Genomic DNA, 14103 nt, shown 5'->3' on the forward strand with positions numbered 1-14103 from the left:
AATAATTTTGAATTATCAGTAAATTTTAAAATATAAGTTCTTTTTTTGTCAATCGTATCTGGTTTTTATTTATTTTTAAAAAAAAGATTGATTTTATATGTTGACGAAAGTTTTTGGAAGTGCTGTTTTTGGGGTTGAAGCGACTACAATTACAGTTGAAGTAAATATAGACAAAGGAATTGGGTACCATTTAGTAGGCTTACCCGATAATGCAATTAAAGAAAGTAGTTATCGAATTGCTGCTGCATTGAAAAATAATGGCTATGCTTTACCAGGAAAGAAAATTACCATTAATATGGCTCCTGCTGATTTGCGCAAAGAGGGTTCGGCTTATGATTTGACTTTAGCTATTGGAATTCTAATTGCTTCTTCTCAAATTAAAGGAGATGAAATTGAGCGTTACATTATTATGGGCGAACTGTCTCTCGATGGAAGTTTGCAACCTATTCGAGGCGCTTTGCCTATAGCAATAAAAGCCAAGGAAGAAGGATTTAAAGGATTCTTTTTACCCAAGCAAAATGCAAAAGAAGCAGCGATTGTGTCTGATTTAGACGTGTATGGTGTAGAAAATCTTCAAGAAGTAATTGATTTTTTTGAAGGAAAAGGAACCATAGAGCCTACTAGAATTGATACTAGAGCTGAATTTTATAAAACCTTAGATTTTCCAGAGTTTGATTTTTCGGATGTAAAAGGTCAGGAAAGTATTAAGCGTTGTATGGAAATCGCCGCAGCCGGTGGGCATAATATCATTTTGATTGGGCCACCAGGAGCTGGAAAGACTATGTTGGCCAAACGATTACCGAGTATTTTACCACCAATGACTTTGCGCGAAGCTTTGGAAACTACCAAAATTCATAGCGTTGCTGGAAAATTGAAAGAAGTAGGTTTGATGAACCAGCGTCCGTTTCGTAGTCCGCACCATACTATTTCTAATGTAGCATTAGTAGGTGGTGGGAGTTATCCGCAGCCTGGAGAGATTTCGATGGCACATAATGGGGTTCTTTTCTTGGATGAATTGCCAGAGTTCAAGCGCGATGTACTCGAAGTAATGCGTCAACCTTTAGAAGACAGAGAAGTGACTATTTCACGAGCTAAATTCACAGTTACCTATCCATCATCATTTATGTTAGTAGCAAGTATGAACCCGAGTCCGAGTGGTTTTTTCAATGATCCGGATGCTCCTCAAACTTCTTCTCCCAACGAAATGCAACGGTATATGAATAAAATATCTGGACCATTATTAGACCGAATTGATATTCATATTGAAGTAACCCCCGTTCCATTTGATAAATTATCAGACGACAGAAAAGCAGAAAGTAGTGTCGAGATTCGGAAAAGAGTAACTAATGCGCGCGAAATACAGTCATCTCGTTTTGAATTGATGCCAACCATTCATTACAATGCTCAAATGAGTACCAAACACATTAGAGAATTTTGTGCTTTGGATAAACCTTCTAAAGAATTACTAAAAAATGCGATGGAACGATTGAATCTTTCCGCTCGAGCGTATGACCGAATATTGAAAGTAGCCCGAACAATTGCTGATTTAGAAGCTGCTGAAAAAGTAGCATCCCATCATATTGCCGAAGCGATACAATACCGAAGTTTAGATAGAGACGGTTGGTTGGGTTAGTTTTCTTCTGATTCGACAACAACTACTTCTTCATTTTCGATACCAATAATTGCATCATAGATGGCGTATTGCATTGACATATTGAAAGGTATAGTAAAAAGTACCCCGATACAAAAACCAATCAAACCTACTAAAGAACCTAAAAAGGCAACGAATAAAAGTAGAAAAAGAGTTAGAAATTGTGAGCTAGTTAAACTGATACTCGCTTTTATCGCTGCAGTCGCTTTTTGTTTGCCAAAAATAATTACAGGGGTACTCAAAACAGTAAATATTCCGATTGCAAAAGAAATAATTCCTCCTAATACAGGAATTTTATAAAAAGTTAATGCACTATCGATTCCAGTACTCAAAAGAGTAATGATAAAAGTAGCAACAAATAATTCTTTGAAATACGTCCATTTGTAAAAAGAGAAAAATTGACGCATTTTAAATTCCACATCTTTATCAGCAGATTCAGCCATTTTTAAAAAGCCCGCACTAATTGGACTAAAAAGACTATTGATGGCTAATACAGCTATAAATTGATAACCAAGGTATTCTTGTTTTAGCATTTTAGCTTCAAGTTGTTTTATCATATTTTCATTCAAATGCTCCGCGCCTACAAAACTAACTACGCCAATAGCCGCAAGAAAAGCGAAAAGAAAACCAAAAATTAAAATAGCTAAACCTGCATAAAGTGCTATTTTTTTATAGTTTTCGAAAGCTTTATTGAATACCTCTTCAAATTTCAATTCGTATCCATTTGTTTTTAATTGTGCAATTTTTTGATTGATTGTTTCCATTCTTTAACTAATTCATTGATTGTTTTTTGGCTTACAGCCAATTTAATATTTTCTTTACGGATGCTAATTTATCTTTATAAGGTGCATATCGCAACGGTAAGTCTATCCAAGTTGCTTTTTTGACCACTCCCTTATGGTGCGAAAAAATATCAAAACTTAACTTTCCATGGTAAGCCCCAATGCCACTATTTCCAACACCTCCAAAAGGCAATTGCTTATTAGAGAAATGAATCATAGTGTCGTTAATACAACCACCTCCAAAAGAATGTGTAGCAATTATGTTGTTACAGAATGATCTTCTCTCGCTGAAAATATACAAAGCCAAAGGTTTTTCGTATTTTGAAATAATACTATCGATTTCGCTTTCATTTTCATAGGTCAGAATGGGTAATAATGGACCAAATATTTCATCTTGCATAATTAGACTATCAAGATTATTTTCCTCAATTAGAGTAGGAGAGATGTAATGGGTTTCACTATTGTATTTGCCTCCAAAAAGAATTTTAATATCTTCAATCATTTCGACTAATCGGGACCAGTTTTTCGCATTGATTATTCGAGCAAAATCTGGAGAAAGTTCAGGATTTTCACCGTATGCTTTAGTAATCTCCTCTTTTAAAAATTGGATAAAATACGATTTACTATTTTTATGAACCAAAATATAATCGGGTGCTATACAAGTTTGTCCAGCATTGATGAATTTTCCCCAAACGATTCGTTTGGCTGCCAATCTTAAATTAGCGGTTTCATCAACAATACAAGGATTTTTACCTCCTAATTCTAAAGTTACGGGAGTTAAGTTTTTCGCAGCTGCTTTCGCAATGATTTTACCAACTGCCACACTACCTGTAAAGAATATATAATCCCAACGTTGTTCTAGTAAACGACTGGTTATTTCAACACCACCTTGTACTACTTCCACATGATTGGTTTGGAACGTTTTGCTGATGATAGTTTCGATAATTTCGGCAGTTTTGGGTGTTAACTCCGAAGGTTTTAAAACTACTTGATTTCCTGCTGCAACAGCTGCTATTACAGGGCAAAGTGCCAATTGAAAAGGATAATTCCAAGGTGCAATTACTAATACTTTTCCGTAGGGTTCTTTGTAAATGGTATCTGAAGAAGGAATGTTTAATACAAATGGGAAAACTCTTTTGGGTTTTGCCCAACGGGATAGATTTTTAATAGTGTATTTTAAATCAGAGATAACATAACTCGTTTCGGTAACTACAGATTCAAAAGCAGGTTTGCTAAAATCCTCTTGTAATGCTTTTACAATATCATTTTCATACGAAATGATAGTACTCAACAAACGAGTCAGAATTTCTTTGCGGTAACCAATGTTGGTTTTGTAATTCATATTTCAATACTACTTAAAATGCTATGCAATTTAATTTTTAAAATTGAATAAAATACCATTCATTAATTAAAATCAAATCGAATTCCAAATAACATCATCGGGAGTAGGAGCAATTATGGTTAAAGCTTCTTTGGAAACAGGGTGAGTAAAACTCAGTTTTCGAGCATGGAGATGGATTCCTCCGTCAGGATTACTTCGGTCAAAACCGTATTTCAAATCGCCTTTAATTGGAGAACCAATTGCAGCCAATTGTGCTCTAATTTGGTGGTGTCTTCCTGTATGAAGATGGATTTCTAAAGCGGTATAGTTGGTTAATTCTTTGATGATTTGGTAATACAAACTAGCCAATTTACTATCAGGTACTTCTTTTAAGTGTGCTTTGGAAGTATTATTTTTTTCATTCCTTTTGAGGTAATGAACTAATTTGTCTTGCGGTTTTTCAGGTTTGTTTTTTACTACAGCCCAATAAGTTTTTTGAGTTTCTCGATTACTAAAAAGCTCGTTCATTCTGGACAATGCTTTACTCGTTCTTGCAAAAACTACGATACCTGTTGTAGGTCTATCCAAACGATGCACTACGCCTAGAAACACTTCTCCCGGTTTATTGTATTTTTCTTTTATGTATTCTTTGACAATTTCGTTAAGTGGTTTGTCTCCCGTTTTATCTCCTTGAACGATATCACCAACGCGCTTATTGACTACGATGAGATGATTGTCTTCGTGAAGCACTTGAAGGTTGGATTTATTGGAAACAATTTTCATTGAGATAGTTTAGATTTTTAGTAGGTTAGATTTTTAGAGTGGATCTAAATTTTGAAATCATTTTGACAATTTCTTCTAACTCATTTAATAGTGTTTCGACAGTTTCAGATTTTAAAAATTTCAAATCATTTGAAATTAATAATTGAGTTTCAATTTCATAGGCCGAACCAATTGCAATTTCGAGAAATCTTGAAAAGTCTTTGTTTGATGCTCTTGACGAACCTTCTGCAATATTAGATGGTATTGAAACAGAAGCTCTTCGCAATTGATTAGTTATCCCAAATTTTTCATTATCTGGAAAATTTGAGGTTACACCATATATTTTAGAACAAAATAATCTACTTCTTTTCCAAATTTCTAAATTTTTGAATTGGTGCATTTTTCTAACGATCTAAAATCTATATTTTCTGATAATCTAACTTAATATTGTTCATTGGCATTAGGAAAATCAGACGATTTAACATCTTCAACATATTGGCTTATAGCCGAAGTCATTCCTTCGTACAAATTCATATAGCGTCTTAAGAAACGAGGGCTGAATTCATTGTTCATTCCTAACATATCATGGATAACCAATACTTGTCCGTCAACACCTCCACCAGCACCAATTCCAATTACAGGAATAGAAATGCTTTTAGCTACTTTTTCTGCTAAATGAGCAGGGATTTTTTCTAAAACTATAGCAAAACAGCCTAAGCTTTCCAAAAGTTTTGCATCTTCCATTAATTGTTCCGCTTCTGCATCTTCTTTGGCACGAACGGTATACGTTCCGAATTTATAAATGGATTGTGGAGTTAAACCCAAATGTCCCATAACAGGTATTCCTGCATTTAATATTTTTTTGATGGAATCTTTAATTTCGCTACCACCTTCTAATTTTACAGCGTGTCCACCACTTTCTTTCATTATTCGGATAGCAGAACGCAAGGCTTCTTTTGAATCCGATTGGTAACTTCCAAAAGGTAAATCGACGACAACTAATGCGCGTTCAATAGCACGAACTACTGATGAAGCATGGTATATCATTTGGTCAAGCGTAATGGGCAAAGTAGTTTCATGTCCTGCCATTACATTGGAAGCTGAATCTCCCACAAGAATTACATCTACTCCAGCAGAATCTACTATTTTTGCCATAGTATAATCATAGGCAGTAAGCATTGAAATTTTTTCGCCATTGGCTTTCATTTCAATTAATGATTTAGTGGTAATTCTTTTGTAATCTTTTTTTGCGACTGACATAGTTTTATTTTAAGGCTGTAAAGGTAATAAAATGTAATTTTCTTAACTCAAAATCGCTGATTAATATTATTTGTAACAATAAGTTTGTTTAAATTCGTCACATGAAAAAAATACTGTTTGGGTTTTTGTTGTTCATAACAGGATCTGTCTACTCGCAAAATCAAGAAGTCAAAAATGTTATTGAAACTTTTTTTCAAGGGTTTCATGCTAAAGATTCGGTTGTAATGCAATCAGTTTGTTCCAATCAATTGATTCTACAATCGGTAATTTCAAATACAAAAGGAACTAAACTAATTAATGAAAGTCCGAAAGATTTTTATCATTCCATTGCAACTATTCCAGTTGCCACTCTTTTCGAAGAAAAGCTATTGGATTATACTATTCAAGTTGATGGAGCAATGGCTCATGTTTGGACACCGTATGAGTTTTACTTCAATGGTAAAATAAGCCATAAAGGGGTAAATGCTTTTACTTTATTTAAAGAAAACAACCATTGGAAGATTATTTATATCATCGATACAAGAAAAAAATAGTTTAACAATCGGCCATATTTACTGCGACTGCTAATCCTCCTTCTGAGGTTTCTTTGTATTTTGAATTCATATCCTTAGCGGTTTGCCACATGGTATCTACTACTTTATCTAAAGGCACTTTTACATTTTTTGGGTCGGTAGCCAATGCTAATTCAGCTGCATTAATTGCTTTGATAGCCCCCATAGTATTTCGTTCAATACACGGAATTTGAACCAAACCTCCCACGGGATCACAGGTTAGTCCTAAATGATGTTCCATAGCAATTTCGGCCGCTATCAATACTTGGCTAGGACTTCCGCCCATGAGTTCACACAAAGCCGCAGCTGCCATAGCTGATGAAACACCTATTTCTGCTTGGCATCCTCCCATAGCTGCTGAGATTGTAGATCCTTTTTTGAAAATACTTCCAATCTCGCCAGCTACCATCAAAAATTGTTTGATTTCTTTTGCTCCTGCTTGGTGGTTTTCGATTACTAAATAGTACATTAATACTGCAGGAATTACTCCAGCACTTCCATTGGTAGGCGCCGTAACAACTCGACCTAGTGAAGCATTTACTTCGTTGACAGCTAAAGCAAAACAACTCACCCATTTTAAAATTTGGCGAAATTTAACCTCTGTTTTTCGGATTTGTTCTAACCAAGTTTGAGGCGAATTATAATTGGATAATCCAATCAAATCTTGATGCATATCAAAAGCTCTTCGTCTAACATGCAATCCGCCAGGTAGTATTCCTTCGGAATGACAGCCAATGTACATGCATTCCAACATTGTATTCCAAATACGTAGCAGTTCATTATGAATTTGATCTTCGGAACGCATTGATTTTTCGTTTTCAAAAACAATCTCTGAAATTGTCTTATTTTCTTGAAGAGTGTACGCCAATAATTCAGTGGCTTTTTTAATTGGAAACGGGAAAGCGCATTTTAATACTTGTTTCTTTTTGGCATTAATTCGCTCTTCTTTCACAACAAATCCTCCACCTATAGAGTAATAAGTGGCTTGGTATGTTGTATTGTTATTTATTAAAGCAGTAAATCGAAGACCATTAGCATGAAAAGGAAGAAATTTTTTATTGAAAATAATTTCACTTTCAGGAAAAAAGGGGATTGACTTTTCATTTCCTAAACGGATTGACTTTTGTGTTTGAATTTGGGTAGTTATAGTTGTTATTTCATCAACTGGAATTGTTTCTGGATCTTGACCGCTCAATCCTAAAAGTAGTGCTAAGTCAGTAGCATGACCTTTGCCCGTTAATGATAATGAGCCATACAAATCGACTTGAACTTTTTCGGTTGAAGCTAATAAGTTTTCGCTTCTTAGTTCAGACAAAAATCGTTCGGCAGCACGCCAAGGACCTAAAGTATGTGAACTTGATGGACCAACTCCAATTTTTAACATATCAAATACTGATATACATTCTTCCATAGAATCGTTTTTTAATTGGAATTAATAAGGAATAGCAATGATGAATTATTTGTCTTTTAGTCGCAAACCAAAAGGAACCATCAACACTCCTTTTTCGTAAATGTTTAAATACAATACAACAGTTTTTTTTTGACCTTCCCATTTAAGTTCGTATACATCTAAGAAACCAGCTCCCATATCACTTCTTTTAGTAGGGAAGGGGCAACAGCTCTCTAATTTGGCATATGTTATTTTTTCTCCTTTTGGTCCAGCCAAGGCATTCAAAAAGCGTTCTTGATTAGCATCGGATTTACTGGTTTGATAAAAAATATTAATGGGATAATCTTTGTCGTATCCGTATTTTTTGTCGGTACTAAATAATTTGATGTCAAAAGTATTATTGTTATTTAATACTAAGTCAGGCGCAGTGTCGTCTACGTTTTTTAAAGTAGATCTTGTACTTACGCAAGAACAAAGTATAATTGAAATACTTAAAACAAATATGATTTTTTTCATAATGGATTATATATTGAAAAACAAAATTAATTTAAAAAGTTCCAATACAAATATAAAGAGAACTTTAAACGCTTTTTAATTTGTGACAACAATTATGCCTAAATTAATTGTTTTTGTTTGCAGAATAGAATTGCTATTTTTACCAAAAAATAGAATTTATGGATATCTTTTTTCAAACTTGGCCTTGGTACATCTCAGGATTTATAATAGGTATGATTATGTTGATCTTAATTTATTTCGGAAAACAATTCGGCATGTCCTCTAATTTAGAGACACTTTGTTCTATGTCGGGGATAGGGAAAAAAATAACCTATTTTAATTTTGATTGGAAGTCTAATAAATGGAATCTTATTGTTGTATTAGGCGCTATGCTTGGCGGATTTGTGGCAGTACATTTTATGAGTGACCCAACGAATGTATCGATTAATCCGAAGACTATTGAACAATTAGCCGCACTTGGAATCGATGCGCCTAACGGAAAGTTAGCTCCTGATGTTCTTTTTGGAAATCAAACTTTTGAATCTCCTAAAAGTATTTTGATTTTACTAATAGGTGGGGTTTTAATTGGATTCGGTTCTCGTTATGCAGGAGGCTGTACTTCGGGGCATGCGATTTCAGGCTTGAGTAACCTACAATTACCTTCTTTGAAAGCCGTTATAGGATTTTTTATCGGCGGATTAATAATGGCACATTTTGTATTACCTCTAATTTTTTAATTATGAAATTCATTAAATTTTTAATAGTAGGTTTTATTTTCGGAATTGTTTTAACCAAATCGGAAGCGGTGTCTTGGTACCGTATCTACGAAATGTTTCAATTTCAATCGTTTCACATGTATGGCATTATTTCGGTAGCCATTGCAACGGGTGTAATTGGAATTCAGCTTATTAAAAAGAATCAATTAAAAGCAATTGATGGTACTTCAATTGTTATTAAGGATAAGGAAAAAGGCTCGGCTCGTTATTGGATTGGAGGTATCTTTTTTGGTTTAGGTTGGGGATTAATCGGTTCTTGTCCTGGTCCTATTTTTATATTATTAGGAGCTGGAATTTTACCTGTAATTTTAGTTCTTATCGGGGCTTTAGTTGGAGCCGTTTTATATGGTGTTTTAAAAGATAAATTACCACATTAAGAATAAATACAACTTATTAGAATAGCATTTTCGTATTAATGAGAATGCTATTTTTTTTGATTTAAGTTTAGAATCCCCCAAACTATACTATACTGCGCTATTAAATAAGTAATCATTATTAAGAAGGAGGCTTGAGGAATGGGGTGGTAGAATTTATTAAAAGCCAAAATACTATCTGAACTAATAAAAAATACAGCACCTATCAAAACGGAATTATACGGAATGGAATTCCATTGATAACTTCCTTTTAGAGCAAAAAATAACATGGTACTTATCACTACAGCGTAGATAACTACAGGGAGTGTAAGCGGACCTAGTTTAGGACCTAGCGTTCCAATCATCACTGAAAAATAAATTAGAATCAATCCAATTCCGGCTCCAAAACTTAATTTGTTGCTAATAGACTTACTCCTAGTTTGTTTGTTAAATAGTACAATGTAAAAGAGATGGGAAATTAGGAACGCTACTAGTCCTAGTATAAAATAGATTTCGCCTTTATCTGCAAAAAGCAAAATTACATCGCCTATCCACGAGAAGATTAATGCCGTTATTAAGATTTTTTTGGTTTTAAAGCTTTCTGAAAAATACACTGCAATTAATAAAATAGGAAGGAGAAAAGGTTTTACTACTCGGGCAATTTCTTCTTGGTTGAATGCTGTGATTAGTAAGTAAAAAACACTACAACCTAAGTAAATGGATAAGAATAACTTGTTTTTCATTTTGTTTTGTAATTTAGGTTAGAGCTAATTTTTCAGATTTGAACCCCGATCTTACAAAATAGATGTTGATAATTAACGAAAGAGTTAGATATCCCATTATTAAGTAGGTTCCAAAAGGAATCATAGTGTCAATTTCAAACCAATTTCCGAAATAAGTAATTATCCCAATTCCAAAAGCAAATCGGATACTTTCCCAGAATAAGGAATAATTGTTCGTGTCCATTAATTCGGTGTAACTATACACACTAATAAAAATAAAAGTTCCGTAAACGAAAATATGTTGAATGTCTATTCTTGCAATAGAAAGGTATAAATAGCTTACTAATCCTAAAGTGACAAATAATTGTATCACCGACCAATACATCAACATTTTCGAATGTTGGGTTCCATATTTATGAAAACTATAGACGTTCGAAATTTTGGGTACAGGATATTTTTCTTCAAAATTTTCAGGACGCCAACCGGTTGGTTTGAACCAAATGGTGATTTTGTCTTTCCAATTTTCGGCTCGCCAAGCATCGCAAATTAACAGCCAAAGATGTTGAAAATTAATTCGGAACGGATTCCAAGTTTGCGCGGGTCTTGTTATTCCAAAGACAGGAGGGACAGTATCTAGTTCTTCTTGATAGGTTCCGAATAATTTATCCCAAAAAATAAAAATTTGACCGTGATTTTTATCGATATATTCTGGATTGATGGCATGATGAACTCGATGGTGGGAGGGGGTGACTATTATTTGTTCCAGAATCCCCATCTTTTTAATGTGTTTGGTATGATACCAAAATTGCAAAAACAAATGAATAGGTAAGGTAATCGCAATAACTTTAACAGGAACACCAAGTAAAGCTGCTGGGATTAATAAGAAAGTAAATAGGTTGACAAAACTAGATACACTTTGGCGTAAAGCACACGACAAATTGAACTCTTCGCTACTATGATGAATAGCATGTTTGTTCCACAAAAAATTAATTTGATGTGACCATCGATGCGACCAATAGCCATAAAAATCGATGACTATAAAACCAATACAGTAAGCAAGAATTGTGGTGTCTTGATGCAATAGTGCGATTTTGGGAGCCATCCATTCATAAGAAAGTAATGTTACACTTAATCCCAATACATCTTTTAAAGAATTGATGATTCCAGAACTTATACTTGATACAGAATCCATAATAGGAGCTGTATTTTCTCCTTTAAAATAGCCGTATAACTTTTCGATAATTATTAATGCCAGAAATAAGGGCATAGCATATAACAAAACAGTAGCATATTCTTTCATAAAAACGGATAACTTTAATCAAATATAGAATAAAACTATAAAATTTATGAAGAAATGATAAAAAATGTATAGTACTAGATAATTTCGGCACTCAATCCAGCTTCCAGTAGCTGAATGCATTGTGGTTTGAGTTTGTCATACACGTCAGTTTTGACAGTACATTTCCCGTTGTAATGAATAATTAGTGAACATTGCTCTGCTTGTTCAGGAGTATGGTCGCACACTCTAACCAAGGTGTCAATCACGTGATCAAAAGTATTGATATCATCATTATAAACAACAATTTCATTATTTACTGTTGTTGCTTCTTTGAAACTGACTCTTTCTCTTACTTTTTCTTTAGTACTCATTTGAGGGTAGGTTTTGTACTTTGGTAATTATAAAACTAATTTACATATTTTAAGGAAACCCAATTGTTTCTTTGGAACTTTTTAATGTAAGTTAAGCCTTTTTCGGTGCAAGAACCATCAATGAACGGAATGTCTTCTTCGTAGAAACCACTAAACAAAATAGTTCCTCCAGGGTTCAAACAATCTACGTACGATTGCATGTCATTTAATAGAATATTTCGGTTGATATTAGCAATGATCAAGTCGTATTTTTTGTCTTTTAGCAAAGCCGCATCACCTTCATACACGCTAATGTGTTGGCAATTGTTACGTTCTGCATTTTCTATAGAATTCAAATAACACCAATTATCAATATCAATGGCATCAATAGGTTGGGCGCCTTTCATTTCAGCTAAAATCGCTAAAATTGCAGTTCCGCATCCCATATCTAAGGTTTTTAAACCTTTTACATCCATTTCTAAAAGATGCTGAATCATCATGTGTGTAGTTTCGTGGTGTCCAGTACCAAAACTCATTTTAGGTTCAATAACAATATCAAACTCAGCTTCTGTTTTAGGGTGAAAAGGAGCGCGAACATGGCATTTACCGTCTACCTCAATAGGTTCGAAGTTTTTTTCCCATTCTTCATTCCAATTGATTTGTTCTATTTCTTCGTAGGTGTAGTCAATGGTAAATTCTTCCGATTGTAAAATGTAAACATCATCAAGAATAGTATCGTCCCACAACTCTTTTTGAACAAAAGCATCAATTCCTGTTTCCGTTTCCGTAAAGCTTTCAAATGCTTTTTCACCTAATTCGGCAATTAGAATTTCTGAACCTAGTTCTTTTGGCTCGATAGTAAAATGGTATCCGATATAACTATTTGACATGTTTATTTTTTTGCAAAGGTACAGTTTCTCTTTATTTATTGTGACCAATAAAAACAAAAAAAAAGAGTCTCAAAAATATAGGCTTTGTCAAACTGAACTTGTTTCAGTTTCTGTAAAAAAATGATATAATTCTAATTTACAGATTCCGAAATAAATTCGGAATGACAAAATGTATATTTTTAAGACAATCTTTAATTTATTGTATTTTAGTGTAAAATTTAGATAGCGTTGATAATCGCAACGAAATCATCAGCTTTTAAAGCTGCTCCACCGATAAGACCTCCGTCAACATCTGGTTTAGAGAAAATTTCTTTTGCATTTTCAGGCTTAACACTTCCTCCGTAAAGGATAGAAACGTTGTCAGCTACATCACTTCCGAAAGATTTACGTACAGTTTCTCTGATGAATTCATGCATTTCTTGTGCTTGTTCTGGAGAAGCAGTTTCTCCTGTTCCGATAGCCCAAACAGGCTCGTAAGCTAAAACAACATTTTCCCAATCGTTAGCACTAATGTGGAATAAACCATCTTTCAATTGATTTTCTACAACGTTAAAATGAGTGTTAGATTGACGGTCTTTTAATTCTTCCCCAAAACAGAAAATAACAGTCATATCGTGTTCTAAAGCTGCATCTACTTTGCTTGCGATTAAAGCATCTGTTTCGTGAAAAATAGCTCTACGCTCAGAGTGTCCAAGGATTACTGTGTTTACACCAACGCTTTTCAACATATCAGCAGATATTTCTCCAGTGAATGCACCACTTTCAGCTTGGTGAACGTTTTGAGCAGCTACATCAATATTGGTAAACTCTAAATGATCCACTGCCGAAGCTAGGTTTACAAAAGTAGGTGCTACAATAACTTGTGCAGTACTATCTGTAGGTACTTTAGCAATTAAATCATTCAATAAATCTTCTGTTTGCTCTGCGTTTTTATGCATTTTCCAGTTTCCTGCAACAATCTTTTTTCTCATTTTAGTTGTATTTATTTTAATAGTTTTTAGTTTATTTTAATTTGTTTAATGTCTCATTGATAAGGTCGAAATCAGTTTCAATAGCTCGGTATACTACAATTTTCCCTGATTTATCTAAAATAATATACCTTGGAATCCAATCCAAATCTATCGCTTTACCAAAAACACCTTTCATTTGGTCGTTAGCCATATAATGGCCTCCTTTTAATTCGTGTTTTTCAATCCCCGCTAACCATTTGTCGGATGTTTTGTCCATCGAGATAAATGTAAAAGCTACTTCTGGGTGATTGGCTTGTAATTCTTTTACCTTAGGCATTGCTTTGACACAGTCTCCGCACCAAGACGCCCAAACTTCAATTACAGTAGTTTTACCTTTTTGTTTCTTGATAATATCTTTAAAGGCCACTTGGCTTCCGTCGGTTGCTAATAGCGTTTCAGACAAAGCAGTTTCCGAAAATGTTTTCTTCTGTGCGTTGCTTGTACAAGAAAAAGTAGCGAAAGCAATTAATAAAGCAATTAGTTTTTTCATTTTGATAAATATTTACAAAGT

18 protein-coding genes are annotated in these 14103 nt (G+C 34.0%); 4 read left to right on the plus strand and 14 right to left on the minus strand.

From position 1 onward, the window contains the following. Positions 1-25: 25 nt before the first annotated feature. Positions 26-166 (minus strand): hypothetical protein, encoded by a 141-nt coding sequence (locus Q0L65_RS13965; RefSeq protein WP_366051120.1) that lies wholly within the window; start codon positions 164-166, stop codon positions 26-28. Between Q0L65_RS13965 and Q0L65_RS00180 the strand changes: the two genes are divergently transcribed. After that, on the plus strand, positions 101-1633 hold the full coding sequence (locus Q0L65_RS00180) for a YifB family Mg chelatase-like AAA ATPase (protein ID WP_366051121.1): 1533 nt from the start codon (positions 101-103) through the stop codon (positions 1631-1633). The genes Q0L65_RS13965 and Q0L65_RS00180 overlap by 66 nt on opposite strands. Here the strand turns inward: Q0L65_RS00180 and Q0L65_RS00185 are convergent. From Q0L65_RS00185 to panB, 5 genes are all read right to left on the minus strand, one after another. Beyond that, complete coding sequence (locus Q0L65_RS00185) at positions 1630-2415, minus strand: hypothetical protein (protein WP_296682190.1); 786 nt, start codon at positions 2413-2415, stop codon at positions 1630-1632. The genes Q0L65_RS00180 and Q0L65_RS00185 overlap by 4 nt on opposite strands. A 31-nt stretch (positions 2416-2446) precedes the next feature. Next, a complete protein-coding gene (locus Q0L65_RS00190) occupies positions 2447-3775 on the minus strand; it encodes an aldehyde dehydrogenase (RefSeq protein WP_296682193.1) in 1329 nt (442 codons plus the stop codon). 72 nt (positions 3776-3847) lie between these two features. Beyond that, a complete protein-coding gene (locus Q0L65_RS00195; RefSeq protein WP_296682195.1) occupies positions 3848-4537 on the minus strand; it encodes an RluA family pseudouridine synthase in 690 nt (229 codons plus the stop codon). Positions 4538-4562: 25 nt separating this feature from the next. Further along, positions 4563-4916 (minus strand): four helix bundle protein, encoded by a 354-nt coding sequence (locus Q0L65_RS00200; protein WP_296682196.1) that lies wholly within the window; start codon positions 4914-4916, stop codon positions 4563-4565. A 41-nt stretch (positions 4917-4957) separates the two neighbouring features. Beyond that, positions 4958-5776: a 3-methyl-2-oxobutanoate hydroxymethyltransferase gene (gene panB / locus Q0L65_RS00205; RefSeq protein WP_296682198.1), complete on the minus strand. Its 819-nt coding sequence runs from the start codon at positions 5774-5776 to the stop codon at positions 4958-4960. Positions 5777-5877: 101 nt separating this feature from the next. Between panB and Q0L65_RS00210 the strand changes: the two genes are divergently transcribed. Next, positions 5878-6309: a nuclear transport factor 2 family protein gene (locus tag Q0L65_RS00210; protein ID WP_296682200.1), complete on the plus strand. Its 432-nt coding sequence runs from the start codon at positions 5878-5880 to the stop codon at positions 6307-6309. A gap of 1 nt (position 6310) precedes the next feature. Here the strand turns inward: Q0L65_RS00210 and Q0L65_RS00215 are convergent, their stop codons facing one another. Beyond that, positions 6311-7738: an L-serine ammonia-lyase gene (locus Q0L65_RS00215; protein ID WP_296682201.1), complete on the minus strand. Its 1428-nt coding sequence runs from the start codon at positions 7736-7738 to the stop codon at positions 6311-6313. 45 nt (positions 7739-7783) lie between these two features. Continuing rightward, a complete protein-coding gene (locus Q0L65_RS00220) occupies positions 7784-8233 on the minus strand; it encodes a 2-dehydro-3-deoxyphosphooctonate aldolase (protein ID WP_296682203.1) in 450 nt (149 codons plus the stop codon). Positions 8234-8391: 158 nt separating this feature from the next. On the opposite strand from Q0L65_RS00220, the gene Q0L65_RS00225 reads away from it, so the two are divergent. Beyond that, positions 8392-8949, plus strand: coding sequence for a YeeE/YedE thiosulfate transporter family protein (locus tag Q0L65_RS00225; protein WP_296682204.1), 558 nt, complete (start codon positions 8392-8394; stop codon positions 8947-8949). 2 nt (positions 8950-8951) lie between these two features. Next, positions 8952-9365 carry a DUF6691 family protein gene (locus tag Q0L65_RS00230; protein WP_296682206.1) on the plus strand — a complete coding sequence of 138 codons (414 nt, stop codon included), beginning with the start codon at positions 8952-8954 and terminating at the stop codon, positions 9363-9365. A 47-nt stretch (positions 9366-9412) separates the two neighbouring features. Here Q0L65_RS00230 and Q0L65_RS00235 read toward each other — a convergent pair whose 3' ends face one another. From Q0L65_RS00235 to Q0L65_RS00260, 6 genes are all read right to left on the minus strand, one after another. Beyond that, positions 9413-10084: a lysoplasmalogenase gene (locus Q0L65_RS00235; RefSeq protein ID WP_296682208.1), complete on the minus strand. Its 672-nt coding sequence runs from the start codon at positions 10082-10084 to the stop codon at positions 9413-9415. Between the two features lie 13 nt (positions 10085-10097). After that, entirely contained in the window at positions 10098-11363 is a 1266-nt protein-coding gene (locus Q0L65_RS00240) for a sterol desaturase family protein (protein ID WP_296682209.1), read from the minus strand. Between the two features lie 74 nt (positions 11364-11437). After that, positions 11438-11713, minus strand: a complete 276-nt coding sequence (locus Q0L65_RS00245) for an ATP-dependent Clp protease adaptor ClpS (protein WP_296682210.1) — start codon at positions 11711-11713, stop codon at positions 11438-11440. Between the two features lie 35 nt (positions 11714-11748). After that, positions 11749-12582: a 50S ribosomal protein L11 methyltransferase gene (gene prmA, locus Q0L65_RS00250; RefSeq protein ID WP_296682212.1), complete on the minus strand. Its 834-nt coding sequence runs from the start codon at positions 12580-12582 to the stop codon at positions 11749-11751. 218 nt (positions 12583-12800) lie between these two features. Next, entirely contained in the window at positions 12801-13553 is a 753-nt protein-coding gene (tpiA, locus tag Q0L65_RS00255) for a triose-phosphate isomerase (protein ID WP_296682213.1), read from the minus strand. A gap of 31 nt (positions 13554-13584) precedes the next feature. Next, positions 13585-14082 carry a TlpA disulfide reductase family protein gene (locus Q0L65_RS00260; protein ID WP_296682215.1) on the minus strand — a complete coding sequence of 166 codons (498 nt, stop codon included), beginning with the start codon at positions 14080-14082 and terminating at the stop codon, positions 13585-13587. Positions 14083-14103 lie beyond the last annotated feature (21 nt).

The organism is Flavobacterium sp. (assembly GCF_024642105.1).
In the GTDB taxonomy this organism is placed as follows: domain Bacteria; phylum Bacteroidota; class Bacteroidia; order Flavobacteriales; family Flavobacteriaceae; genus Flavobacterium.

Coding starts and splice junctions, on each gene's coding strand:
- panB (WP_296682198.1), bottom strand. CDS start 5,776: ATGTCAGTCGCAAAAAAAGATTACAAAAGAATTACCACTAAATCATTA.
- Q0L65_RS00260 (WP_296682215.1), bottom strand. CDS start 14,082: ATGAAAAAACTAATTGCTTTATTAATTGCTTTCGCTACTTTTTCTTGT.
- Q0L65_RS00185 (WP_296682190.1), bottom strand. CDS start 2,415: ATGGAAACAATCAATCAAAAAATTGCACAATTAAAAACAAATGGATAC.
- prmA (WP_296682212.1), bottom strand. CDS start 12,582: ATGTCAAATAGTTATATCGGATACCATTTTACTATCGAGCCAAAAGAA.
- Q0L65_RS00240 (WP_296682209.1), bottom strand. CDS start 11,363: ATGAAAGAATATGCTACTGTTTTGTTATATGCTATGCCCTTATTTCTG.
- Q0L65_RS00235 (WP_296682208.1), bottom strand. CDS start 10,084: ATGAAAAACAAGTTATTCTTATCCATTTACTTAGGTTGTAGTGTTTTT.
- Q0L65_RS00245 (WP_296682210.1), bottom strand. CDS start 11,713: ATGAGTACTAAAGAAAAAGTAAGAGAAAGAGTCAGTTTCAAAGAAGCA.
- Q0L65_RS00200 (WP_296682196.1), bottom strand. CDS start 4,916: ATGCACCAATTCAAAAATTTAGAAATTTGGAAAAGAAGTAGATTATTT.
- Q0L65_RS00215 (WP_296682201.1), bottom strand. CDS start 7,738: ATGGAAGAATGTATATCAGTATTTGATATGTTAAAAATTGGAGTTGGT.
- Q0L65_RS00190 (WP_296682193.1), bottom strand. CDS start 3,775: ATGAATTACAAAACCAACATTGGTTACCGCAAAGAAATTCTGACTCGT.
- Q0L65_RS00230 (WP_296682206.1), top strand. CDS start 8,952: ATGAAATTCATTAAATTTTTAATAGTAGGTTTTATTTTCGGAATTGTT.
- Q0L65_RS00220 (WP_296682203.1), bottom strand. CDS start 8,233: ATGAAAAAAATCATATTTGTTTTAAGTATTTCAATTATACTTTGTTCT.
- Q0L65_RS00195 (WP_296682195.1), bottom strand. CDS start 4,537: ATGAAAATTGTTTCCAATAAATCCAACCTTCAAGTGCTTCACGAAGAC.
- Q0L65_RS00210 (WP_296682200.1), top strand. CDS start 5,878: ATGAAAAAAATACTGTTTGGGTTTTTGTTGTTCATAACAGGATCTGTC.
- tpiA (WP_296682213.1), bottom strand. CDS start 13,553: ATGAGAAAAAAGATTGTTGCAGGAAACTGGAAAATGCATAAAAACGCA.
- Q0L65_RS00225 (WP_296682204.1), top strand. CDS start 8,392: ATGGATATCTTTTTTCAAACTTGGCCTTGGTACATCTCAGGATTTATA.